The organism is Amycolatopsis sp. NPDC003865 (assembly GCF_053605345.1).
Map to the genome: position 1 here is coordinate 61043 of NZ_JBSGJA010000007.1, position 23463 is coordinate 84505.

Below are 23463 nucleotides of genomic sequence, written 5' to 3' on the forward strand. Positions count from 1 at the left end.
CTCAGTGCGCGAACGCCAGCGCCGCCGCCAGCGCCCGGTGGCCGGCCGCGCTCGGGTGGACGTCGCAGCCGCCCGTCGGCAGCTTGATCAGCAGGCCCGCCGCGCACGGGTCGCCGCCCGTGCGCAGGGAGGCCAGGAGGAACGCCGTGAAGCCGTCCGCGACCTTGCCGTGGAAGCGGCGGGTCACCTGGATCAGTGCCGCGTCGAGTGCCTTGACCTGGGCCACCTGCGTCGCGTCGCGGTAGTTCAGGGAGTAGTACGACACCAGCACCAGGTCGCCGTGGTAGTTCGCGCGCAGCGCCGAGAGGATCGTCGCGAGGTTGCGGCTCACCTGGTTCAGCGCGGCGGTGAACGAGGCGCCCGTGCAGTGGTCCGGTGTCGTGTTCTGGCACAGGAACATGTCGTTCGCGCCGATCGTCAGCGTCACGAGCCGGGTGTCGCGGTGCGTCCGCAGGTACTGCACGGCGTAGTCGATCTGGGCGCCCGCATACGAAACGTGCAGGGGATACGCCAAGCGGTAGCCGTTTTCGCAGCCGTTGCTCGGCGCGGTGACCACCAGCAGGCTGCCGGTCGTCTCACCCGGGCAGGACGCGTTCGCCACCCGCAGCCCGCGCAGCGCCGCGTACTTTTCCGCGTAGCCGCTGAAGTTGGCCGCGTTCAGGTACTCCGCGCCCGCGTTGGGCCGGTAACCGAACGCGACGGAATCACCGAGCGCGAGGTACCCGCCGTGGCGGGACGTCGCTTGCGCCGGCGCGGTCAGGAGCGCACTCGCCGCGACGACCACCGCGGCCATGACGAGAAATCGACGAAGCATCTCGGGCTCCCTCCGACGCGTGGCCGGAACGATTGTGCCTCGTTCCGGCCACGCGGCGGAAGCGTCAGAAGCCGATCGTCGACGGTGCCTTGGGCCCGGCGATCCGGGCTTCGGCCGACCCCGGCTCGACAGCCGCGCAGTGCGTGCCGCGGGCCGGGAGCTTGCCGGTGATCAGGTAGTCGTCGGTCGCCTTGATCACGCACTGGCTCTTCTTGGAGTACGCGCCGTGGCCCCAGCCGTCGTAGGTGAGCAGTGTGCTGCCGCTCTGCCGGGCCGCGGCCTGCGACCACGCGTACGGCGTCGCCGGGTCGTACTTGCTGCTCAGCATCAGCAGCGGCGGCGCGCCGTGGACCTGCAGCGGGTGCTGCGGGTTGCTGGTCTTGTCCGGCCAGCCGATGCAGCCGGTGACCGCCGCCCAGCCCAGCGAGTTGACCTTGACGTCCGGCGCGAGCGCCGCCGCGGTCCGCCGGTACGCCTCGAGCTCGGCGTAGTTGTGCACCGGCAGGCGCCAGTCGTCGCAGAACACGCTCTGGAACACGGTGTTGACCGGGACGTCGTCCTTCGACCGCGCCGACGCGGGCGGCGGGGTGCCGTCGGCCAGCGACTTGAGGACCGTCGCCAGCCTGTCCCAGCTCGGACCGTAGAAGGAGCCCTGGAACATCCCGGCCAGCGAAAGCGGCGTGACGACTTCGCCGCTCTGCGGATCCTTCAGCTCGCCGCGCGCGGCCTTGTCCTGCAGGTCGCGCGTCAGCTTCGAGACGTCCCGGCCGTGCAACGCGCAGCTCGGCGTCCGGTCGCACCACTTGACGAATTCGCCGAACTCCGCCTGCACCGACTGCGTTTCGCTGTTCAGGAACTCGAACGCCGTGAACTGCGAGTGGTCCATGTTGCTGTCCAGCACGAGCGCGCGGACCTTGTCCGGGAACAGTTCGGCGTACTGCTGGCCCATGAGCGTGCCGTACGAAACCCCGTAGTACGTCAGCTTTTCGTCACCGAGCGCGGCGCGGATCGCGTCCATGTCCCGCGCGACGCTCTTGGTGTCCCCGAACCGCCCCAACGGCCCGGAAAGCCGGTCGCAGCTTTCGCCGAGCTTTCGGTTGTAGGCCGCGAGCTGCTCGAATTCGGCCTGGTCGCGCGGAACCTGCGGGTGGTCGGCGATGACCTCGTCGAGCCCGCACTTGATCTGCGTGCTGTCGCCGACGCCGCGCGGGTCGAAGCCCACGGTGTCGAACCGCTTGGTGATCTCCGGCGAGAGCGACCAGCCGCCTTCGACCTCGCCGGCGCCCGGCCCGCCGGGGCCGCCCGGGTCCATCAGGATCGACCCGATGCGCGCCTGCGGGTCGGTGGCCTTGCGCCGCGCGAGCGCGATGCTCGCGGTGCCCCGGTCCGGGTGGGCCCAGTCGATCGGCACGGTCACCGTGCCGCAGTCCACGCCCGGCGCGTCCGCGCACGGCTTCCAGTCGATCGACGCCGGGGCCGCGGTCGCCGGCGTCGCCGCCAGCAGGCTCCCCAGTACCGCCGCCGCGGTCAGCAGCTTCGTCACCCCCGCCATCGCCAGCCCTTCCCCTTACCGACAGTGGTCGTTCGGCTCCAGGAAATCACCAAACCGGGGTTCGCGCCAGGTTCCCAGGTGGATCACGTCGCGGCGTCCACTGTGGACGCACGCTCGGCGCGTCGCAGCCACATCGTCGCGGCGGTGCCGAGCGCGCACACGGCACCCAGGACGCCGAACGCCCAGCCGAACCCGGTCGCCGGATCGACCGTGAGGCCGCGGGACAGCACGATCACGCACAACGCGCCCCCGGCCGCGCCGCCCACGCGCATGACGATGTTGACCAACGCGGTCGCGTGGCCGAGTTCACCGGCCGCGACCGACGCGTACGCCGCCGTCGACGCGGGCATGATCGACAGCCCGAGTCCCGCGCCTCGGACCACGAGCAGCGCCTGGACCAGCCACATCGGCGCGTCCGGGCCGAGCCACGGTAGCGGGACGGTGGCCGCCAGCACCACCACCGACCCGGTGAGGGCGACGGTGCCGCCGCCGTAGCGGTCGGTCAGCCGGCCGGCGACGAGCACGAACACCGTCGTGGCCAGGCCCATCGGCGCGAGCAGGACGCCGGCTTCGGCGGGCCCGGCGCCGAGGCGGACCTGGAACCACAGCGGCAGCACCAGGACCGCGCCGAACATCCCGGCGCCGGCGAGCAGGACCGACGCCAGCGCCGACCCCATGATCGGCCGGGCGGCCAGCCGCAGGTCCAGCACCGGGTGCCGGACGCGCAGCGAGCGCCACGTGAAGACCGCGAGCGCCAGGGCGCCGACGGCCGCGAACAGCGCGTTCTGCTCGGTGAGCGTGTAGACGAGCAGCGGCAGGCCGAGCGTGATCAGGGCCAGGCCGGGCCAGTCCACCGGCGGCGGCGAGCTGCGGTCGCCGCGCGGGACGTACCGCAGCGCCAAGCCGAACGCGACCAGGCCGATCGGCAGGTTGAGCCAGAACAGCACGGGCCACGAGAAGTGCGCGAGCAGGAACCCGCCGACGCTCGGCCCGACGACCGGCGCCAGCCCGACGACCAGGCCGAGCGTGCCCATGGTGCGGCCGAGCCGCTCCGGGCCGACGGCCAGGCCGATCACCGTCTGCCCGGCGGTGACCATGACGCCGGTCGCCATGCCCTGCACTGCCCGGAAGGCGATCAGCGTGCCCGCGTCCGGGGCCAGGGCACAGGCGATCGACGTGAGCAGGAACGCCGCCAGGGCCCAGAGCCAGAGCCTTCCCGCGCCGAGTTTCTTGACGAGCCAGGGCGTCAGCGGGAGAGCGCCCGAGAGACCGAGGAGGAAGGCCGTCGCGACCCACTGGATTTCGATGAGGCCGACCCCCAGGCGCAGCCTCATCGATTCCAGCCCGACCGCGACGATCGAACCGTCCATGTTGCCCAGAAAACCGCCCAGCGCCATGACACCGGAGGCGATCCAGACGGTCCGCGGGATGGGTGGAGCAGCTGTCATGGTGCCGACGGTAGAAGTTCGAGCAAGGTTGAAGTCAAGGACCGGCGTCAGCCGTTGCCCTTCGCGTACACCTCGGGGGCGTTCGCCTGCGTGACGAGCTGGGTCGGCAACATCCGCGTCTTCGACGCTTCGACCGCCTTGCTGCCGCCGGACGGGATGGGCAGGCCATCGATGCCGAGGAAGGGGAGTAATCGATTGCTCGAAGCCAAGGGCCGGTTCGGAGGTGCGTCAAGCGTCACTTCGGGCGGAGCTGCCCCGGACGATGAGCTGCGCGGCCATGGTCGTGGTGGTCGTCGCGCGGGAACCGTCGCCGATGCGGGCGAGCAGCAGCCGTGCGGCCAGCCGGCCCATCGCGTGGGCGGGCTGGGCGACGACGGTGAGCGCCGGCGAGATCAGCGTCGCCCACGGCGCGTCGTCGAACGACACGATCCCGACGTCGCGGCCGGAGCGCAGGCCGAGCTCCGCCAGTGCCTGCAGCACGCCGACGGACATCGTGCTGCTGGACACCAGCAGCGCGTCCGGCGGGTCGGGCCGGGTCAGCAGCCGGGCCGCGGCTTCGCGGCCGCCGGTTTCGCGGAATTCGCAGCGGCGCACCAGTTTCGCGGAAAACTTCCGGCCTGTGGCGCGGAGTCCGTCGCGGTAACCGTCGAGCCGGTCGTCCGCCGTCGTGATGCCCGGCGGGCCGGCGATGCAGCCGATCCGCTCGTAGCCGTTGTCCGCGAGGTGGAGGACGGCTTCCCGGGCCGCGGCGCGGGAATCGAGGAGCACGGCGTCGCAGTCCGCCGAGCCGAGGCGCCGGTCGACCGTCACGATCGGCGTCCGGTGCGTGGTCAGCGGCCGGACGTCGCTGTCGCCGGTGGTCGGCGACAGGATCACGCCCGCGAGCCGCTCCTGCGCGGCGACCTCGACGTACCGGCGTTCCTTGGCCGTGTTCTCGTCGGAGTTGCAGAGCATCACCGAGTACCCGGCGGCCTGCGCCGCGTCCTCGGCGCCGCGCGCGATCGCCGTGAAGAACGGGTTTTCGACGTCGGAGATGATCAGCGCCAGCACCGCGGTCTCGCGGCGGCGCAGGCTGCGCGCGAGGCCGTTCGGCGTGTAGCCGAGCTCCGCCACGGCCCTGGCGACGCGCTCGGCCAGCACCGGGTCCACAGTGGACTTGCCGTTGAGCGCCCTGGACACGGTCGCGGTCGAAACGCCGGCCAGCGCCGCCACGTCGGAGATGGTCGCCACCGCGCCCTCGCCTCGTTCGTCGACAGTCCCCCTGCCACACCATAGCGTGGCGGTAATCGATTTCCCGAGGGGTGAATCCCGCCCCGCGTGCCGGCGCCCTCGTCGTGCTCGCCGAGTTCCCCGGGCTCGGCGGGACCGACCCCGCGCACCGGATCGGGATCGGCCGGCCCGCCGCCGCGCCGGTGCGGCGATCGCGCTCGGGTCACTGAGGTGAGCGGCGGCGGTCCGCGACCCGCTCGCGGTAGTGCTCCAGCGCCGCCACGGACTGGGTGACCTGCTCGAAGCTGGGCAGCGCGTGCACGTTCGCCACCAGCGTCATGTCCTTGCGCGGGATGTCCATGAAACACACTTCGACGCCGAACTCGGCCGCGTGCTCGGCCACCTGCATCCGCCACGTGGGCAGGTCGTGGTCGTCGCCGAGCCATTCGTGCAGGTAGACGCACCACTTGCCGCGGCTGAGCTCGCCCGCGATGGCGTCCTGCCCGACCAGGTACGGCTCGGTCACGTGGTCGTCCATGACCGTTCCCGGGTACACCAAGGCACTGCTTCCCTCCTGTCCGGCGGCGACCCCTACCTCCGGAAAGCGCTCTCTCGGCGTCGGCCTCCCCGCCGCCGCCGAGCAGCGCGAGTCCCGGGAGCCGTGGTCGGCCCGACCGGGACGGCGCCAACATACCGGCGGATTTGGCGCACAGCAACCATTCCGCGCGTGCGCGGCGGGCCCGTGACGGCGAGCGTGCACGGCTCGCGTGCGGATGCACGTGCCGATCATCGGGACTCGACTGCCAGCTGCACAATGCAATTTGCGGAACGGAGCGCTACCGGGCGAGCGAGGTCCGCAGGAGGTTCGGCGACCCCCCGAAGTAGGCGCCGTCGGTGACGTACACCGCATCGCCCCGGACGGCGACCGCCGTCGGGTTCGCCAGTCCGTCCGAAGTGGACAGGATGGTCCGGACGCCGTCGCGGTCCACCGTGACCACCCGGTTGTCCTGGTTGACGGCGGCGACGACCGTGCCGCCGTGGAAGGCGAAGTCGTCGACCGGGCCGAGGCCCGACGCGACGATCCGCCCCGGTGCACCGGTGAGCGGGAACCGGACCAGCGTGCCCCGGTCCAGATTGGACACCCAGACCGCGCCGGCGTGGACCTTGATCCCGTTGGCGCCGAAGCCGGTGACCGGCGCGAGCAGCTCGCCGGTGGCGAAGGCGGTGACGCGGCCGCGGGAGACCCGCCAGACGGCCGAGCCGAACGAGTCGGCGACGAACAGGTCCCCGGTGGCCGGGTCGCGCGCGACACCGTTCTGGAAACCGGACGGCGGCAGGGACGCGACCTTGACCGGGGTGCCGCCGGGCCGGACCCGGTAGAGGCCGGTCGCCGCGGTGCCGGTCGAGACGGCGAAGTACAGGTCGCCACCGGGGGCGCGGACGATGCCGCCGAGGAACAGTTTCCGGTGGACGACCGGGATGTCGCCGTCGGCGGGCACCGGGACGCGGGCGATGACGCTCACCCGGCCGCCGGGCGTGACCCGGCCGATCTCGCCGGTCCAGGCGAAGGTGAGGTCGGCGGAGCCGTCGGGCTCCAGGGCGATGTTCTCCGGCTGCTGCCCGGTGGCCGGGTCGAGGGGGATGATCCTCGACGCGGCCGTCGCGGGTGCCGCCGGCAGGGCGAAGACGGCGGCCGCGGCCAGCGCGGCGCCGATCTGCTTGATGCGCAAGGGAAACTCCGATGGGTGAAGGGAACGGCGAAAAGAACCCCAGATCGCCGTGCCTTCGACGGTAGGCCCGGTGCGCCCCCGGCCACCAATAGCTCAGGCTGGGGTGGCCATCGGAAAACCGATCACAGATCGCGGGCGAAGCAGCGCGAGAGTGCTTCGCCGACGTACGGCCCATAGGCGTCGACGGGTGCGTAGCCCTCGCGCTGGTAGAAGCGGATCGCCTCCGGCTGCCCGGTGCCCGTTTCCAGCAGGAGCCTGCCGATGCCGAGGTCGCGCGCCTGGTCCTCGAGCGCGCGCAGCACCGCGGTCGCGACTCCGGTGCCGCGGGCCGCGGGCTCGACGTACATGCGCTTGACCTCACCCGATCCCGGTCCGAGCAGGCGCAGGCCGCCGCAGGCCACGGCCGTGCCGGCGTCGCGCGCGACGAGGAACACCGCGACCGTGTCCGCGGTCGGGGCCGCGCCGGGCTCGTGGTCGTCGGTGCCGTAGCGGGCATCCAGTTCGGTGCGCTGGGCCGCGCGCAAGCGGACGGCGTCGGGATCGTCCCAGTTCACCCGCTCGATCGCGAAGGCGCAGTCGATCATCAGGTCGTACCCCCGTTCCGTAACGTTTGTTACCGTAGCAGCTGTTACACTACCTCGGAAGGAGGTCTCCGTGCCGAAGCAGCGTGACGTCCAGGCGCAGCGGGAGCTGCTGTCGAACGCCGTCTGGCAGGTGCTCGCCGAGGACGGCCTGCCGGGGCTGACGTTGCGGGCGGTCGCCGAGCGCGCCGGCTGCACGACCGGGCTGGTGATGCACGCGTTCCCGGCGAAGAAGGCACTGCTGCTGCACGCGCGTGACCTGCTCTACGCGCGCACCGCCGTCCGCGCCGACGCCGCCGAGGCCGCGAGCCGCGACGCGTTCGGCGCGCTGGCGGCGGTACTGGGGCTGGCCCTGGATCTGCCGCACGGTCACCACGAGGAATCTCGGGTGTGGGTGGGTTTCCTGGCGGCGGCCCTGGCCGACGAGGACCTGGCCGAACGCCACCGCGTGGCGAACCACTCGTTCCTGGCCCGGATCCGCCGGCTGGTGGCGGCGTGCCGTCCGGAGTGGACGGACGATCGGCTCGAGCTGACGACGAAGAGCCTGGTGGGGCTGGTGGAGGGGTTGAACGTGCTGGCCGCGGCCGACCCGGCGGCCTATCCCGCGCGGGTGCAGCGGGAAGCTTTGGCGAAGGCGCTCACCGAGCTGGCCTGACGGCAGGCGATCGAGCTAGGCGGCGGGCCCGAACCGGCGGCGGTACGCACTCGGGCTCAACCCCGTGTGCCGGCGCAGCTGCAGGCGCAGGTTGGCCGCCGTGCCGAAGCCGCTCGCCGAGGCCACCCGGTCCAGGCGCAGCTCGCCGCGCTCGATCAGGCGGCACGCCAGCGAGACCCGCTCGGTCGTCAGCCACGCCAGCGGCGTCGTGCCCAGCTCCGCGCGGAACTTGCGGTGCAGCGTCGCCGGGCTGGTCGCCGCGCGGTTCGCCAGGTCGTGCACCGTCAGCGGCTGGTCCAGGCGCTCCAGTGCCCACGCGAGCACCGGCGCCAGTGACGTCTCCGGCACCGCCGGCACCGGTCGCGCGATGAACTGCTGCTGGCCGCCGTCGCGGTGGCCGGTGAACACCAGGCGGCGGCTGACCGCGTTGACGACCTCCGCGCCGTGGTCGCGCCGGATGAGGTGCAGGCCCAGGTCGAGCGAGGCCGCGCTGCCCGCCGCCGTCAGGACGTCGCCTTCGTCGACGAACAGCACGTCCGGTTCCCAGCGCACCGCCGGGAACCGCGCGGCGAACTCCGCGGCCCACTGCCAGTGGGTGGTGGCCCGCTTGCCGTCCAGCACACCGGCTTCGGCGAGCGCGAACGCGCCCGTGCAGAAGCTGACCAGCCGGGCACCGCGGGCGGCCGCCCGGCGGATCGCCGCGATGACCGCCGGGTCCGTCGGCACGCCGGTGTCCGGCCGGGCCGGCGCGATCAGCGTGTCCGCCGTGTCGGCCGCCTCGATGCCCGCGACGCCGGAAAGCGTGAACATCCCCAGGTTCATCCGGACGTCCGGGGTCGCGGCGCAGAGCGTGAAGTCGTACCAGGGCCGGTCCAGCTCCGGGCGCCGCAGCCCGAACAGCTCCGTCGCGACGCCCATCTCGAACGGGTTCGACTGCTCGGTGACGATCGCGACGACCCGGTGCGAGAATTCTTGCGGCATGTGCGATTCCTAGCACTCCCGCACCCGGCACGCCAGGTCGACGATGGTGACCATGAACCCGATCGACCTGAACGAAGTCCTGGCGACCTTCGACGCCGCCTGGAGCCCGCGGATCGTCACCCGCGTCAACGACTACGACGTCCGGCTCGCCCGGTTCGACGGCGAGCACGTCTGGCACGTCCACACCGACACCGACGAGTTCTTCCTGGTCCTCGACGGCGAGATCGAGATCGGCGTGCGCGACCCGGACGAGCGCGTGGTCACGCTGTCGCGCGGCCAGGTCTTCGTGGTGCCGAAGGGGACGTTCCACAAGCCGTCGTCGAAGACGGGCGCGAGCGTGCTGCTGGTCGAGCCGGCGGGCACCCTGACGGTCGGCGACGAGCACGACGAGGTGCCGGACCACGTCGACGTCACCACGGGACACCTGGTCTAACGTCCGGGGGATGCTGACTGTCGTACCCGTCGACGAGGTGCCCTGGGCGGACCTGGAGGCGATCTTCGGCGACCGCGGGGACCCCGCCCGCTGCCGGTGCCAGTACTTCAAGGAGACCGCCGCCGAGTGGCGGGCGGGCACCCCGGCCGACCGTGCCGGGCGGTTCCGCGCCCAGACCGCGGACCACGCCACCGGGCTCGTCGCCTTCCTCGACGGCGAGCCCGCCGGCTGGTGCGCGGTCGAACCGCGCACGGCCTATCGCCGGCTGCGCACCAGCCGCCTGGTCTGGGACGGCCGCGACGAAGACAAGGAAGACGACGGGGTCTGGGCGGTGACGTGTTTCGTCACCCGCAAGGGCTTCCGCCGCCGCGGAGTCAGCGCGGCGCTGGCGAAGGCGGCCGCGGACTTCGCCCGTGAGCGCGGCGCCCGCGCGGTCGAGGGCTACCCGATCGCCGTCGCGCCGGGGCAGAAGGTCGCCTGGCCCGGCGAACTGTTCGTCGGCACGGTCGGCGTCTTCGCCGACGCGGGCTTCACCGAGGTCAGCCGCCCCACCGCGCGCCGGGTGGTCATGCGTCTGACCTGCTGAGTCTTTCTGGAAAACGGCGTACGCTCGGCCGCATGAAACGGACATCGTTCGCGCAGTGGCCGTGCTCGATCGCGCGCACCATGGACTTGCTCGGTGACTGGTGGACCCCGCTGGTGCTGCGGGACGCCTTCTACGGCGTCCGCCGCTTCGACGAGTTCCAGCAGGCCCTGGGCATCGCGCGCAACACCCTCGCCGACCGGCTCAAGCGGCTGGTCGAGGAGGGATTGCTGGAGAAGGTCGCCTACCAGACCGAGCCGGTGCGCTACGACTACGTCCTCACCGAGAAGGGCCGCGACTTCTACCCCGTGCTGCTCGCCATGACGCGGTGGGGCGACAAGTGGCTCGCGGCCGAAGCCGGCCCGCCGATCACCGTGCACCACCTCGCGTGCGGGCACGACACGCACGCCGAAATCGTCTGTGCCGAGTGCCGGGAGCCGATGACACCGGACGACACCCGCATGCGCCGCGGCCCCGGCTTCCCGCCGCGGCTGGCCAGGCGCCCGGACGTCGAAGCCCGCTTCGCGCGCCAGGAGTGACGTTGACAGGGTAGGTCTATCTACGCAACTATCGTGGTCAACGGCTCAGTACGGTCTCTGAGGGGAGTGCGACCACGATGGAGTGGACCGGCGCGCGGTACGCGGACAAGCCGACGGCGGAGGTCTCGACCTGGATCGACGCCGCCCCGGAGGACGTCTGGCCGGTCGTTTCGGACATCGCGTTGATGCCCGAGCTGAGCCCGGAGCTCCAGTCCGTCGAGTGGTGCGAAGAGGGGCGCAAGTTCCTCGGCCGGAGCAAGCACGACGCGTTCGGCGAATGGGAGACGACGTCGTACGTCGTCGAATGCGAGGCGCCGCGCGTGTTCGCGTGGGCCGTCGCGGACCCGGCGGAGCCGAGCGCGATCTGGAAGTTCACCCTCGAACCCGACAACGGCGGTACCCGGCTGTCCCAGTGGATGCAGCTGGGCCCGGGCCGGTCCGGGCTGTCGTTCGCCATCGACCGGATGCCCGAGAAGGAGCAGAAGATCGTCTTCGTGCGGCTGCGCGAGTTCGAAACCGCGATGACCGGCAACCTCGCCGCGATCAAGGAGCGGATCGAGGGCCGATGAAGACCGCGACGACCGTCGAGTTCTCCACGGACACGCGCACGACGCTGGACTTCGTGCTGGAGGCGGAAAAGCTCGGGCTCGACGTCTGCTGGGTCGCCGAAGCCTGGGGCTCGGACGCGCCGTCCGCGCTCGGCTACCTCGCCGCCCGCACCGACCGGATCCGGCTCGGCTCCGGGATCATCCAGCTCGGCACGCGCACGCCGGTCGCGATCGCGCAGGCGGCGCTGACGCTGGCCGACCTGTCCGGCGGCCGGTTCGCGCTGGGGCTGGGCCCGTCCGGGCCGCAGGTGATCGAGGGACTGCACGGCGTCCCGTTCGCGAAACCGTTGACACGCATGCGTGAGACGGTCGAGATCATCCGCCGGGCGTTCGCCGGGGAGAAGATTTCGTTCTCCGGCAAAGCGTTCGAGATCCCGCTGCCGGGTGAGGCCCGGCCGATGCGGCTGTCCACCGCGCCGAACCCGGACATCCCGATCTACCTCGCGACGCTGTCGCCGAAGCTCCTGGAACTGACCGGTGAGGTCGCGGACGGCTGGCTGGGTACCAGCTTCGTGCCCGAAGGCGCCTCCGCCTACTTCGAGCCCCTCGACGCCGGGCTCGCGAAGTCGGGCCGCACACGCGGAGACATCGACGTCTGCCAGGGCGCCGAAGTCGCCTTCGCCGACAACGAAGACGAGCTGCGCGTGCTGGTCGGCAGCCGCAAGAAGGAACTGGCCTTCAGCCTCGGCGGGATGGGCTCGGCCACCACGAACTTCTACAACGACGCCTACAGCCGCCAGGGCTGGGCCGACGTCGCCGCCGAGGTCCGCGAGCGGTGGCAGGCCGGCGACCGCGACGGCGCGACCGCGCTCGTCACCGACGAGATGGTGCTCGGCACCACGCTGATCGGCACCGAGGAAATGATCCGGGACCGGCTGCGCGTCTGGCGCGACGCCGGGATCGACACGGTCCGGCTGTACCCGGCCGGCGAAACTCTCGACGCGCGTCTCACGACGCTCGGCCGCGCATTGGAGCTGACATGACCGGCGAGTGGCACCGCACCGCGTGCAGCCTCTGCTATCTCAACTGCGGCCTCGAAGTGCAGCTCGACGGCCGGAAGATCACCCGCGTCCGCGGCGACAAGGCGCACCCGCGCTCGGGCGGGTACCTGTGCCAGAAGGCGCAGCGCCTGACCTGGTACGGCGACCACGACGACCGGCTGACGACCCCGCTGCGCCGTCGTCCCGACGGCACCCACGAGCCCGTCGACTGGGATACCGCGCTCACCGAGATCGCCGCGAAGCTGCGCGAGATCCGGGACGCCGACACCGAAGCGGGCCGGCCCGGCTCCTTCGCCTACGTCGGCGGCGGCGGGCAGGGCAACCACTCCGGCGGCGCGTACGGCGCGTCGCTGCTGAAGTGGATGAACTCGACGCGCCACTTCAACGCGCTCTCGCAGGAGAAGACCGGCGACTTCTGGGTCAACGGGCAGATGTACGGCTCGACGCTCGTGCACACCGCCGAGGATGTCGAGCACTGCGACCTGCTGCTCGTCCTCGGCTGCAACCCCTGGCAAGCACACGGGTTCAGCAACGCCCGGCACGCGCTCAACACGATCAAGAACGACCCGTCCCGCAAGATGATCGTGATCGACCCGCGGCGCACGGAGACGGCGGAAATCGCGGACCTGCACCTGCCGCTGCGCCCGGGCACCGACGCCTACCTGCTGGGCGCGATCCTGGCGCTGGTGCTCGAGCGGGGTGGCGAAGATCCGGCGTTCCTCGCTTCCCGCACCGAAGGTTTCGACGAAGTCGCGGCGGTGCTGGCGAAGATCCCGGTGGACGAGTGGATCGCGCACGCCGAAGTGTCCCGTGTGGACGTCGAGCGGGCCGTCGACCTGATCCTCGCCGCGACGGCCATGACCGTGCGCGTCGAGCTGGGCATCCAGCAGGGCAGGCACTCGACGCTCAACAGCTACCTCGAGAAGCTGCTGTACCTGGTCACCGGGCACTTCGGCAGGCGGGGGACCAACAACCTGCATTCGTGGCTGCTGCCGCTGTGGGGTTCGGGCAGCGGCAAGCGGTCCGAGGTCACCGGGTTCGAGTACATCGGCGGCCTGCTGCCGGCGAACACCCTCGCCGAGGAGATCCTGACCGACCACCCGAACCGCGTCCGCGCGCTGTGGGTCGAGTCGTCGAACCCGGCCAACACGTTCGCGGGCACGCGGGAGGTCGAACGCGCCATCCGGGAGACCGAGCTGTCGGTCGTCGTCGACGTCGCCTACACCGAGACGGCCGCGCTGGCGGACTACGTGCTGCCGGCGGCGTCCCAGCACGAGAAGTGGGAGTTCACGCTCTTCACCTTCGAGTGGCCGACGAACTACTTCCAGCTGCGGCCGCCGTTGCTGGACCCGCTGCCGGGCACGCTCGTCGAAGCCGAGATCTACACGCGGCTGTTCGACGCGCTGGGCGTGCTGCCACCTTCGGACGTCCTGGCATCACTGGCCGCGGGCCCGCGCGCGGAGCTGCAGGCCGGGATCGGGGCGCTGGTTGAGGCGATGCCGGAACGCGCGGCGATCCTCCCGGTGCTGCTCTACCGGACTTTGGGCGCGACGCTGCCCGGCGGCGCGGCGTCGATCGCGCCGCTGTGGGCGGGCTGCCACCGCGCGGCGAAGACGATGACCGTGCCGGTGCAGCGCGCGCTGGGCAGTTCCGCCACCGGGGCTTCGCTGGGTGAGGAGCTGTTCGCGCGCGTGCTGGCCGGTCCGACGCCGTTTTCGGCGCACGAGCAGGACGAGGTGTGGAGCCTGATGCGCCGCTCGCGCGTCCGGCTGGCCGTGCCGGAACTGCTGGAGTGGCTCGCCTCGCTGGACCCCGCGTCGGAGCGCCCGGACCCGGCGTTCCCGTATTCGCTGCTGAACGGCCAGCGCCGGGCGCACAACGCGAACCAGATCCTGCGCGACCCGCGCTGGCGCCGCACGGACCCGGACGGCGCGCTGCGTGCGCGTCCCGAGGAGCTGGCGTCGATCGGCGCGTCGGCGGGCGACTGGGTGGCGGTCGTGACCCCGGCGGGCCGGGTGGTCGTCCGCGCCGAAGCCGACCCGGGACTGCGGCCGGGGCAGCTGGCGTTGCCGCACGGTTACGGCATGGCGCACCCGGACGCCAACGGCGAACGCGTGGTCAGCGGCCCGCGGATCAACCTGCTGACCGACGCGCGCGACCGCGACCCGATCGCGGGAACGCCGCACCACAAGGACGTCCCGGCCCGGCTGGAGCCGGCGACGGAAGCGGAACGAGACCGGGCGGAAGCCGACAGCGTGCGCGTGCGTGCGACCGTCGCGAGTGGACGATCCTGACGTTTCGCCGGTTTATAGTGGGACCCCTCAACCGAAGGGTGCCCATGCGCAAGATCGTTTCGAACCTGTTCATCTCGCTCGACGGCGTGGTCGAAGCGCCCGACCAGTGGTCGCTCCGGTACTGGACCGACGAAATCGGCCAGGCGGTCGGCGGCGGGATGGCCGCGGCCGACGCGATGCTGCTCGGGCGCGTCACCTATGAAGGGTTCGCCGAAGCCTGGCCCGGCCGGACCGTCGAGGACGACGAAGGCGCCGAGTTCATGAACAACGTGCGCAAATACGTGCTTTCGGCCACGTTGTCGGAAGTGAGCTGGAACAACTCGACGCTGCTGACCGGCGACCCGGCCACGGCCGTCCGCGCGCTGAAGACCGAGCCCGGCGGGGACATCATGACCAGCGGCAGCACGACGGCGGTGCGCTGGCTGCTGTCCGAAGGCCTGGTCGACGAGCTGAACCTGCTGCTGTACCCGATCGTCGTGGGCCGGGGGAAGCGGCTGTTCGCCGAGGAGGGGCCGACGTTCCCGTTGGTGCTCAAGAAGTCGGCGACCTTCGGCAACGGCGTCGTCCAGCTGACCTACGTCCCGGCGTGAAGCCGTTCCGCGTCGAGGTTCCCGAGGCCGACCTCGAAGACCTGCGCGCGCGGGTGCGCCGGACGCGCTGGCCCGAGGCCGGGCCGGACGACTGGAGCCAGGGCACGCCCCTGGCGTACCTGCGTTCTCTTTGCGAATACTGGGCTTCCGGCTACGACTGGCGTGCCCTGGAAGCGCGGGTGAACCGGTTTCCGCAGTACCGCACGGAAATCGACGGCCTCGGCATCCACTTCCTGCACGTGCGCTCGCCCGATCCGGCCGCGCTGCCGCTGATCCTGACGCACGGCTGGCCGGGGTCGTTCCTCGAGTTCCTCAAGGTGATTCCCCTGCTGACGCCGGAGTTCCACCTGGTGATCCCGTCGCTGCCGGGGTACGGCTTCAGCGACAAGCCGTCGGCGCCGGGCTGGGGGATCGAACGGATCGCTTCCGCCTGGGCCACGCTGATGGCCCGGCTGGGCTACGACCGGTACGGCGCCCAGGGCGGCGACTGGGGTACGTCGATCACGACGTCGCTGGCCCAGCAGGACGCGGCGCACCTGGCGGGCATCCACCTGAACCCGCCGATCGCGGCCCCGGACCCGGCGACGTTCGACGACCTGACTCCCGCCGAGCGGGACGCGCTTTCGGCGTTGGAGCACGCCCAGCGCTGGGAGGACGGGTATTCGGTGCTGCAGTCGACCCGCCCGCAGACGATCGGCTACGGCCTGCTGGACTCCCCGGCGGGGTTGTGCGGCTGGCTGGTCGAGAAGTTCCACGCGTGGTCGGACGGCTTCCCGTTCACCCGCGACGAGCTGCTGGACGACGTGACGCTGTACTGGCTCACCGGCACGGCCGCTTCGTCGGCGCGGTTGTACTGGGAGAGCATCCGCCAGGTGCAGAAGTGGTTTTCCGAGGCCACGGACGACACAGTCGACGTGCCAGTGGGGTGTTCGATCTTCCCGAAGGAGATGCCGCGGCCGTCGCGGCGGTGGGCCGCCAAGCGGTACCCGGACATCCGGCACTGGCACGAGCTGGACCGGGGCGGCCACTTCGCGGCCTACGAACAGCCGGAGCTGTTCGCCGAAGAGGTGCGGACGTTCTTCCGGCTGCTCTGATCAGCCGAGGTTCCTGACGTCGTTGCCGTCGGGGGGATTCCACTCCAGGAAGACGCCGGCGGGTTCTTCGGTGCTCACCGACAGCACGGCGCCCGTGGGCGCCGGGTGCGCGCCACGGGGGACCACCGCCGCGGGCGTCGCCGAGCAGGTCAGTTGACCTGCCGGGACTGGCCCTGCCAGAACGGTTCCCGCAGCTTGAACTTCTGGATCTTCCCGGTCGCCGTCCGCGGCAGCTCGGCCAGGAACTCCACCCGCTTCGGGCACTTGTACCCGGCCAGGTACTCGCGGCAGTGCTTGATCAGCTCCTCGGCCGTCACTTCGGACGAAGTCACCACCAGGGCCGTCACCAGCTCGCCCCACTTCTCGTCCGGGATGCCGATCACCGCGGCCTCGCGGACCGCCGGGTGGGAGTTCAGCGCGTCCTCCACCTCGATCGACGACACGTTCTCGCCGCCCGAGATGATCACGTCCTTCTTGCGGTCGGCGATCGTCAGGTACCCGTCTTCGAAGGAACCGCCGTCGCCCGTGTGGAACCAGTTGCCTTCCTGCACGCGCGCGGTCTCTTCGGGGTTTTCCCAGTAGCCGTCGAGGTTGTGGTTCGACCGGGCCAGCACCTCGCCGTCCGTGTCGACGGCGATCCGGACGCCCAGCGCCGGGGTGCCCGCGCGGCCGAGCAGGCGGGCCTGCTCGTGCGGGTCCAGGCCGGCCCACTCGCTGCGCATCCGGTTGACCGTCAGCAGCGGTGCGGTTTCGGTCAGGCCGTAGATCTGGATGAACTCCCAGCCCAGCTCCGCGCGCACCCGCTCGATCGTGCGTGTCGGCGGCGGTGCGCCGGCCACGACGATCCGGACGCGGTCGCGGCCCGGGATCTCGCCTTCCCACGTCGCGGCGCCGTCGAGGGCCGCCGTGACCACCGCCGGGGCGGCGCAGAGGATCGTCACGCCGTGCTCTTCGATGCGCCGCAGGATTTCGGTGCCATCGACCTTGCGCAGCACGATGTGCCGCCCGCCGAGCCCGGTCACCGCGTACGGCATGCCCCAGCCGTTGCAGTGGAACATCGGCAGCGTGTGCAGCAGGACGTCGTTGTCGCTCAACGTCGTGTGCAGGCCGAACACGGCGGCGTTCAGCCAGATGTTGCGCTGGGTGAGCTGGACGCCCTTCGGCCGCGCCGTCGTGCCGGAGGTGTAGTTGATGGTGGCGGTCGCCGACTCGTCGCCCGCCCACGGCCGCGGTGTCCCGCCACCGCCCCAGATCGCCTCGTCGTCGCGGCCGAGGACGAAGACGTGCTTCGCCGTCACGGTGTCCAGCAGGTGTTCCAGCTCGGGGTCGACGATCAGCACCTCGGCGCCGGAATGCTCCACGATGTACTTGACTTCGGCGGGCGCGAGCCGGAAGTTCACCGGCACCAGGATCCGGCCCCAGCCGGACACGCCGAAGAACGACACGAGCAGCCGCGCGGCGTTGTGCGACACCATCGCGACGCGCCCGCCGGCCGGCACGCCCAGCGCGTCGAGGTTGGCCGCCTGGGCGCGGGCGCGGCGCGCCACCTCGGCGTAGGTGAGCGAACCCCAGCTCGGCGCGGGCTGGTCCGGCTCGTCGACCACCGCGACGCGGTCCGGGTACACCGTTTCCGCGCGGTCGAGGAAGTCCCGGACACCCAGATCGAAGTACATGTCCCCGATGATGACCCTTCGCACGTGCTCGCACCAGTCCGATGTGGTTCGCTGGAGCGCGATGGACTTCGACACGGTGGCGGACGAGCTCTACGGGGGTGACCTCGCGGAGTTCGTCGACGCGCGCAACGCGGCGGCGAAAGCGGCCAAGGCCGAGGGGGACGCCGAACTCGCGGCGAAGATCCGCGAGCTGCGGAAGCCGACCACGGCCGCGGCGATCGTCAACCGCCTGGCCCGCGAAGACGCCGCCGAGCTGCGCGAACTGGCCGAGCTGGGCGACGAGCTGCGCGACGCGCACACCCGCCTGGCGGGCGACGAGCTGCGGGCGTTGACCCGCCGCCGCGGCGAGGTCGTGCGGCGGATCGTCCACGGCTTGCCGTCGATGAGCGACACCGTGTCCCGCGAGGTCGAGGGGACCCTGGAAGCCGTGGCGGCCGACCGGGACACGGCGGCGCTCGCGCTGGCCGGCCGCCTGACGTCGGTCGCGCACCAGGACGCCGACCAGTGGTTCACCCTCGCCGCGACCGCCGCTCCGCCGTCCACCGCCAAGCGCCCGGCGCGGCTGGTGGAAAAAGCCGAACCGGCCAAGCAGAAAAGAACCCACCGGCGCGAGGAAGCGGACCGGGCCGAACGCGAACGTGCTCGTGCCGAACGCGACCGCCTGCGCAAGGAAGCCGCCGAGCTGGCGAAGGAACGCGCGGTGGCCGAGCGCGACCTGGTCCGCACCGAACGCGCGGCCGAGCAGGCGACGGCCCGCGTCGAAGACCTGCGTGCCCGCCTGGCGGAGGCCGAGGAACGCGCCGAGCGCGCGACGGCGGAGTTCGAAGAGGCCGAAGAAGCCTTCGACCGGGCCGACAAAGCCGCCACCGCCGCGCAGAAAGCCGCCGAGGCCGCCCGCTGATCAGTGGCTGCCCGGCCGCCGTGGATCGGCGTGTTCCGCGTCGGGCCGGTCAGAGCAGCACTTCGGCCAGCCGCCGGTGGTTCTCCGCCTCCACCTCGGCCGAGCGACCGATCACCTGGACGGCCACGTGGTCGGCGCCGGCGTCCACATGGGACCGGAGTCCCTTCGCGACGTCTTCCGGTGTCCCGTGCAGCGCGAGGTCGTCGATCAGCCGGTCGCTGCCGCCGCCCGCGACGTCGGCGCCGGTGTACCCGTGGCGCAGCAGGTTGTTCACGTAGTTGCGCAGCCCGAGGTAGGGGTCGCGGACGAACGCGCGGCCGATTCCGCGGGCTTCCGCGGGGTCACCCAGGACGACTTTCTGTTCCGGCGCCAGGATCTTCCCCGCGCCGAGGACCGACCGCGCGTGCCGCGTGTGCGCGACCGGCACCAGGTACGGGTGCGCGCCCGCGCTGCGGTCCCTGGCGAGCTTCAGCACCCGGTCGCCGAGCGCGGCCAGCACCCGGGCTTCGGCGGGCACGCCGGCCGCGTCGAGCCGGTCGAGGTAGCCGGCGAGCGTGTCGTACGGGCTGTGGTAGCCGGTGACGGACTCGGGGTGGCCGACACCGATCCCCAGCAGCAAGCGCTTTCCGTACCGGCCGGCGAGCCGGTGGTACGACTCGGCCAGCGGCTCCGGCGCGTCGGCCCAGACGTTCACGATCGCCGTCGCCACGGTGATCCGCTCGGTCGAGGCCAAGATGTCTTCGGCGAAGGCGAGGTCGCTGATCGACGCGCGGCCGGTACCGAGCCAGACCGTGCCGTAGCCGAGCTCGTCCGCCGCGATGGCGTGCTGTTTGCGCGTCGCGTCGTCGCGGTGCGGGGACAGGAACACGCCGAAGGTGCCGAGGTTCACTACACTTGTCATACGACTCAATGTAGCAAATGTAGCGCCGTCAGTTCGAGAGGCGCCCCAGCCACTCGCGCAGCATCTGCCGCTCGGTCGGGGTCAGGGCGTCGACCTCGTCGGCGAGCCGGGTCGACAAAGCGACCGCCAGTGCGCCGACGGACGAGCCCTCGGCCGGCCGCTCGGCGAGCAGCCCGGCCAGCACCGACTCGCGGACCTGCGCGGACATCGCCAGGTCGCGGCCGTCTTCGGGCTGCGCGATCAGGCTGAGCGTGACCCCGCTGTTGGCCGCCGCGAACTGCCGAGCGGCCTCCGCGGCGTCGACGCGCAGCCGGCCGTCGCGCGCCAGCGGCGTGAACAGCTCCAGCAGCATCGCTTCGGCGCTGGAGGTGAGGTTGCACGGCACGCCGGGTTCGATCTGGCCGTAGAGCAGCACGTAGAACTGCGGGTTCTCCAGGCCGTACTCGACGTGCCGGTCCCAGCCCGCGCGGATCCGGTCGACCGGGTCGCCGCCCGGCGCCGGCGCCTGCACGTACTGCGTGAAGCCGTAGTTGACGACCGCGTCGAGCAGGCCCTGCTTGCTGCCGAAGTGGTGGTACAGCGTGGGTGCCTGGACGCCGGCGCGCTCGCAGATCGCCCGCGTCGACACCGGCCCGCCGTGCGCCTCGTGCAGGAGCTGCCCGGCCGCCAGCAGCAGGCGGTCGCGGGTGCTGGTGGCGTTGCTCGATCGTCCGGCCATGTAGCAATTGTAACGCCGGTCTGTAGCGTCAGGTCCGCAGCCGGAGCTGGACCCGGCGCAGGCCGACGAAGGCGTTCAGCACCGCCGGGTCGGTCGTCGCCGCGTCCGGGCGCACCGAGCGGTAGCCGTCCAGCAGCGCCTCCCGCAGCTCGTCCCGCTGCGGCAGGTGCTTCAGCTCGTCGAGCGCCACGGCGAGGTCGTAGGCGTAGTGCCCGTATCCGCAGTCGTCGAAGTCGATGGCCCGGACGCGCCCGCGGTGGAACAGGTAGTTCACCTGGCGCAGGTCGCCGTGCACCAGGCCGAAGACGTCGGCGCCGCACCCCAGCCCGGCCCGCACCGCGCGGACGCGCTCGACGGCGCCGCGGACCCGTTCGTCGCCGCCGGCCCGCGTCACCGCCCGGTCGACGACGGCGTCGGAGAAACCGTCCACCTGCGACCGGCCGAAGTCGGTGAGGTCGTCGACGCGCCCGCGGTCGAGGCCGTTCATCCGGGCGCCGTGCAGGTGCAGCCGCGCGGTGAACTCGCCCACCGCGTACAGCTGCGGCGCGCTGAGCCGTTCGTCGACGAACCGGCCGTCGACCCAGTGGCAGAGCGCGCAGGTCCGCGGCTCGGGCACGGCGGGGTCGGCGACGACGGTGACCAGGTCCCGCGCCCGCGTCGGCACCGGTCGCGGCACCACGAGGCCGGTTTCCCTGCGCAGCATGGAAAGCCACGCCAGCTCCGCCCGCACCTGCGCGGCGCCGGGGCCGTCCGCGCGCTCCACCCGCAGCACGTACCGGTGGCCGTCGGCACCGTCGACGCGGAACGTCGTGTTGCGCCCGCGGCCCAGCGGGGTCAGCCGGGCGACCGGCACGTCGTAGTCGGTCAGCGCGGCTTCGGCGAGCCGGCGCAGGCGCCGGGTGCGGCCCGAGCGGTCCAGCTCGGCGAACGGCCGGTCGTTCGCCGTCGAGCCGGCCATGGCCCACGTGCTCAGCTGATCGACCGTTCCGGCTCGCGGGCGTGCGCGACGAGCTCGATCGGCGGCGTGTGACGGCCGCCGCCCAGCCGCTCGACCCCGCGCAGGCCCTCGACCAGCCGCTCGACCTCGGTGTCCGGCCGCACCCCGAAGCGCATGAACTGGCTGGTCATGCCGATCTTGTTGCCGCACTGGCGCACCAGCAGGTGGTGCTCGGCGAGCAGGTAGTCGCACAGCTCGGCGCCGTCGACCGAGCCGGGCAGCTTGACGAGCAGGAAGTTCGCCTGCGACGGGAACACCGTCAGCTCCGGGAACTGGTTCAGCTGCGAGTTCATCATGAACCGGTCGAGGGCGAGCTTCTTGAGGCTGTCCTCGTACTCCGCGCGGTGCTCCGCGAGCATGAAGATGACGGTCTCGGCGAGCGAGTTCAGGTTCCACTTCGGCAGCGCGGCCGACAGCTTGCGCGTCAGCGCCGGGTTCGACACCTGGTAGCCGAACCGGATCCCGTGCAGCCCGAAGTTCTTGCCGAGGCTCTTCAGCACGATGACGTTCGGCCGCACGACGGCTTCGGCGGCCACCGACGGATCCCGTTCGACCTCGACGAAGTCGATGAACGACTCGTCGATCACCACGAGGTCGAGGTCCTCGAGGGCGTCCATGAACCGGATCACCTCGCGGCGCGGCAGGTACCCGCCGTCGGGGTTGTTCGGGTTGCACAGCACCGCGACCCGGGAGCCGCGGCGCTTGATGAAGTCGACGTACTCGTCGACGCGCAGCTCGAAGTTGTCCGATTCCTTGAGCAGGAACATGTCGACGCGCTTGCCGGTCTCCAGCGGCTGGTCGGTCCAGCGGCCGAACGTCGGGATCGGCACGGCGACGCTGGCGTCGACCAGCAGCCGGTCGATCCACGTGATCAGCTCGGTCGAGCCGTTGGCCAGCGAGATCGTCGAGGGGTTGAGCCGCAGCACGCCCGCCAGCTGTGCGGTGATCGCGCCCGCGTCGCTCGGGTAGAACTTGAGGATCGTGCGGAGGTTGCGCTCGAGCTCGCCGAACATCTCGTCGGTCGGGAAGTACGGGTTGCAGGGGATGCAGAAGTCCGCGAGGTCGTCCGCGTGCTGTCCCATCGCGCGCGCCACGGAGAAGAACGACGGGCTGTGGGCCGCACTCTGCTGGAAAAGGCCTCTGGTGGTCATACCGTGCCGCACGCGTGGTCTCCGTCCGCCGCTTTACCGGCCCCTTGCCTTCCCGATGGGGACACGGGTGAATCGGACGGGCGGTTCAATGCCGGACAGCGCGTAGACCCCGGTGCCGGCCAGCGCGACCGCGGCCAGCGCGGACAGCCCCAGCAGTGGCAGCGGCGCGGCCAGCGGGTCGATCCCGGTGAAGGACTCGACACCGATGACCGCCGTGAGCACGGCGTCGGCGGCGACCGCCAGCTTCACGACCAGCAGCCGGTGCGCCTCGGGCCAGCGGGTGAAGCGCAGGATCCAGGCCAGTGCGGGCAGGACGAGGATGACGTGCATCGCGACGGCGTGCAGCGGCTTGAGCGAGCCGGCGGTCGTGTACGCGGCCTGCGGGTCACCGCCGCGCGCCGCGACGACGCCGCGGCCGATCATCACCGCGCCGGTGGCCAGCGCGACCAGCAGCACGACCAGGCCGGCGCGGACGGCCAGGCGCAGGCTCGCCGCTTCGGGGCCGGGTTCGACCAGCGCGGCGGCGGTGAAGCCGATGACGGTCAGGACGAGCACGCCGCCGCCCAAGGCGAGCGTCATCGACACGGCTGTGTCGAACGGCGTCTCGAAGTCGAAGTGCGACGGCACCCCGCGCCAGGCCTGCAGGCTCACCAGCACGACCTCCACGACGCTCGCGGCGGTGAACGCGCCGAGCAGGATCGCCCGCAACCGCGGGCGGACGGTGAGGAAGGACGTCGCCCAGGCGACCGAGGCGAGCGTCAGCCCGAACGACAGGCCGAACGTGACGGCCTTGCGCATCGACAGCGGGCCCAGCCACGAGCCGCCGGAGCCGATGAGCACGATCGCGTGGACGACGCCGCCGGCGAACAGCGCCGCACCGACGGCGTAGGCGATCCGCTCGGCTCGCCTGCCGTCGTGCCAGATCCGGGTCAGTGCGTTCATGGGACGAAGTGTCGCGCCGCGGCGGGGGTCACCGCGTCGGCCCGGTGGCGGCACCGCGGCGTACGACG

Annotated in this window: 25 protein-coding genes; 10 read left to right on the plus strand and 15 right to left on the minus strand. The window is 71.8% G+C overall.

All coding sequences use genetic code 11. The features are described 5' to 3' along the window. Nucleotide 1: 1 nt before the first annotated feature. From ACWEVP_RS18315 to ACWEVP_RS18350, 8 genes are all read right to left on the minus strand, one after another. Entirely contained in the window at nucleotides 2-814 is an 813-nt protein-coding gene (locus ACWEVP_RS18315) for an SGNH/GDSL hydrolase family protein (protein ID WP_452063713.1), read from the minus strand. Between the two features lie 64 nt (nucleotides 815-878). Continuing rightward, the gene (locus ACWEVP_RS18320; RefSeq protein ID WP_452063714.1) at nucleotides 879-2366 is read right to left on the minus strand and encodes an alpha/beta hydrolase; all 1488 of its coding nucleotides are present in this window, start codon (nucleotides 2364-2366) and stop codon (nucleotides 879-881) included. Nucleotides 2367-2449: 83 nt separating this feature from the next. Then, nucleotides 2450-3814: an MDR family MFS transporter gene (locus ACWEVP_RS18325; protein ID WP_452063715.1), complete on the minus strand. Its 1365-nt coding sequence runs from the start codon at nucleotides 3812-3814 to the stop codon at nucleotides 2450-2452. Nucleotides 3815-3861: 47 nt separating this feature from the next. Further along, nucleotides 3862-4023 (minus strand): hypothetical protein, encoded by a 162-nt coding sequence (locus ACWEVP_RS18330; RefSeq protein WP_452063716.1) that lies wholly within the window; start codon nucleotides 4021-4023, stop codon nucleotides 3862-3864. Nucleotides 4024-4042: 19 nt separating this feature from the next. Further along, nucleotides 4043-5044, minus strand: a complete 1002-nt coding sequence (locus ACWEVP_RS18335; RefSeq protein WP_452063717.1) for a LacI family DNA-binding transcriptional regulator — start codon at nucleotides 5042-5044, stop codon at nucleotides 4043-4045. A gap of 202 nt (nucleotides 5045-5246) precedes the next feature. Further along, nucleotides 5247-5561, minus strand: coding sequence for a hypothetical protein (locus ACWEVP_RS18340; RefSeq protein WP_452063718.1), 315 nt, complete (start codon nucleotides 5559-5561; stop codon nucleotides 5247-5249). A 298-nt stretch (nucleotides 5562-5859) separates the two neighbouring features. Beyond that, nucleotides 5860-6753 (minus strand): hypothetical protein, encoded by an 894-nt coding sequence (locus ACWEVP_RS18345; RefSeq protein ID WP_452063719.1) that lies wholly within the window; start codon nucleotides 6751-6753, stop codon nucleotides 5860-5862. Nucleotides 6754-6875: 122 nt separating this feature from the next. Then, a complete protein-coding gene (locus ACWEVP_RS18350) occupies nucleotides 6876-7337 on the minus strand; it encodes a GNAT family N-acetyltransferase (protein WP_452063720.1) in 462 nt (153 codons plus the stop codon). A gap of 70 nt (nucleotides 7338-7407) precedes the next feature. On the opposite strand from ACWEVP_RS18350, the gene ACWEVP_RS18355 reads away from it, so the two are divergent. Further along, nucleotides 7408-7989: a TetR family transcriptional regulator C-terminal domain-containing protein gene (locus ACWEVP_RS18355; protein WP_452063721.1), complete on the plus strand. Its 582-nt coding sequence runs from the start codon at nucleotides 7408-7410 to the stop codon at nucleotides 7987-7989. Nucleotides 7990-8004: 15 nt separating this feature from the next. On the opposite strand, the gene ACWEVP_RS18360 is transcribed toward ACWEVP_RS18355, so the two are convergent. Beyond that, the gene (locus tag ACWEVP_RS18360; RefSeq protein WP_452063722.1) at nucleotides 8005-8970 is read right to left on the minus strand and encodes a helix-turn-helix domain-containing protein; all 966 of its coding nucleotides are present in this window, start codon (nucleotides 8968-8970) and stop codon (nucleotides 8005-8007) included. A 43-nt stretch (nucleotides 8971-9013) separates the two neighbouring features. Between ACWEVP_RS18360 and ACWEVP_RS18365 the strand changes: the two genes are divergently transcribed. The 8 genes from ACWEVP_RS18365 to ACWEVP_RS18400 all read left to right on the plus strand — a co-directional run bounded on the left by ACWEVP_RS18365 (nucleotide 9014) and on the right by ACWEVP_RS18400 (nucleotide 16112). Beyond that, nucleotides 9014-9403: a cupin domain-containing protein gene (locus tag ACWEVP_RS18365; RefSeq protein WP_452063723.1), complete on the plus strand. Its 390-nt coding sequence runs from the start codon at nucleotides 9014-9016 to the stop codon at nucleotides 9401-9403. A gap of 10 nt (nucleotides 9404-9413) precedes the next feature. Continuing rightward, a complete protein-coding gene (locus tag ACWEVP_RS18370) occupies nucleotides 9414-9989 on the plus strand; it encodes a GNAT family N-acetyltransferase (protein ID WP_452063724.1) in 576 nt (191 codons plus the stop codon). Nucleotides 9990-10021: 32 nt separating this feature from the next. Further along, a complete protein-coding gene (locus ACWEVP_RS18375; RefSeq protein WP_400879222.1) occupies nucleotides 10022-10525 on the plus strand; it encodes a winged helix-turn-helix transcriptional regulator in 504 nt (167 codons plus the stop codon). 77 nt (nucleotides 10526-10602) lie between these two features. Beyond that, nucleotides 10603-11094, plus strand: coding sequence for an SRPBCC family protein (locus tag ACWEVP_RS18380; protein WP_452063725.1), 492 nt, complete (start codon nucleotides 10603-10605; stop codon nucleotides 11092-11094). Continuing rightward, nucleotides 11091-12116 (plus strand): LLM class flavin-dependent oxidoreductase, encoded by a 1026-nt coding sequence (locus tag ACWEVP_RS18385; RefSeq protein WP_452063726.1) that lies wholly within the window; start codon nucleotides 11091-11093, stop codon nucleotides 12114-12116. Before ACWEVP_RS18380 ends, ACWEVP_RS18385 begins: the two co-directional genes overlap by 4 nt. Continuing rightward, on the plus strand, nucleotides 12113-14428 hold the full coding sequence (locus tag ACWEVP_RS18390; RefSeq protein WP_452063727.1) for a molybdopterin-dependent oxidoreductase: 2316 nt from the start codon (nucleotides 12113-12115) through the stop codon (nucleotides 14426-14428). The genes ACWEVP_RS18385 and ACWEVP_RS18390 overlap by 4 nt, the downstream gene beginning before the upstream one ends. A 44-nt stretch (nucleotides 14429-14472) precedes the next feature. Next, nucleotides 14473-15018, plus strand: coding sequence for a dihydrofolate reductase family protein (locus ACWEVP_RS18395; protein WP_452063728.1), 546 nt, complete (start codon nucleotides 14473-14475; stop codon nucleotides 15016-15018). Beyond that, complete coding sequence (locus ACWEVP_RS18400) at nucleotides 15015-16112, plus strand: epoxide hydrolase family protein (RefSeq protein ID WP_452063729.1); 1098 nt, start codon at nucleotides 15015-15017, stop codon at nucleotides 16110-16112. Before ACWEVP_RS18395 ends, ACWEVP_RS18400 begins: the two co-directional genes overlap by 4 nt. A 149-nt stretch (nucleotides 16113-16261) precedes the next feature. Here the strand turns inward: ACWEVP_RS18400 and ACWEVP_RS18405 are convergent, their stop codons facing one another. Next, nucleotides 16262-17785, minus strand: a complete 1524-nt coding sequence (locus tag ACWEVP_RS18405) for an AMP-binding protein (RefSeq protein ID WP_452063730.1) — start codon at nucleotides 17783-17785, stop codon at nucleotides 16262-16264. Nucleotides 17786-17846: 61 nt separating this feature from the next. Here ACWEVP_RS18405 and ACWEVP_RS18410 point away from each other — a divergent pair, with 61 nt between their 5' ends. Continuing rightward, entirely contained in the window at nucleotides 17847-18686 is an 840-nt protein-coding gene (locus tag ACWEVP_RS18410) for a hypothetical protein (protein ID WP_452064002.1), read from the plus strand. A gap of 49 nt (nucleotides 18687-18735) precedes the next feature. On the opposite strand, the gene ACWEVP_RS18415 is transcribed toward ACWEVP_RS18410, so the two are convergent. From ACWEVP_RS18415 to ACWEVP_RS18435, 5 genes are read right to left on the minus strand one after another with little or no spacing between them, the layout of a single operon-like run. Beyond that, nucleotides 18736-19587, minus strand: coding sequence for a TIGR03620 family F420-dependent LLM class oxidoreductase (locus ACWEVP_RS18415; protein WP_452063731.1), 852 nt, complete (start codon nucleotides 19585-19587; stop codon nucleotides 18736-18738). Nucleotides 19588-19615: 28 nt separating this feature from the next. Next, a complete protein-coding gene (locus ACWEVP_RS18420; protein ID WP_452063732.1) occupies nucleotides 19616-20305 on the minus strand; it encodes a TetR/AcrR family transcriptional regulator in 690 nt (229 codons plus the stop codon). Nucleotides 20306-20333: 28 nt separating this feature from the next. Beyond that, a complete protein-coding gene (locus ACWEVP_RS18425; protein ID WP_452063733.1) occupies nucleotides 20334-21263 on the minus strand; it encodes a phosphotransferase enzyme family protein in 930 nt (309 codons plus the stop codon). A gap of 11 nt (nucleotides 21264-21274) precedes the next feature. After that, nucleotides 21275-22453, minus strand: a complete 1179-nt coding sequence (locus tag ACWEVP_RS18430; RefSeq protein ID WP_452063734.1) for a pyridoxal phosphate-dependent aminotransferase — start codon at nucleotides 22451-22453, stop codon at nucleotides 21275-21277. 33 nt (nucleotides 22454-22486) lie between these two features. Continuing rightward, nucleotides 22487-23395 carry a hypothetical protein gene (locus ACWEVP_RS18435; protein ID WP_452063735.1) on the minus strand — a complete coding sequence of 303 codons (909 nt, stop codon included), beginning with the start codon at nucleotides 23393-23395 and terminating at the stop codon, nucleotides 22487-22489. Nucleotides 23396-23463 lie beyond the last annotated feature (68 nt).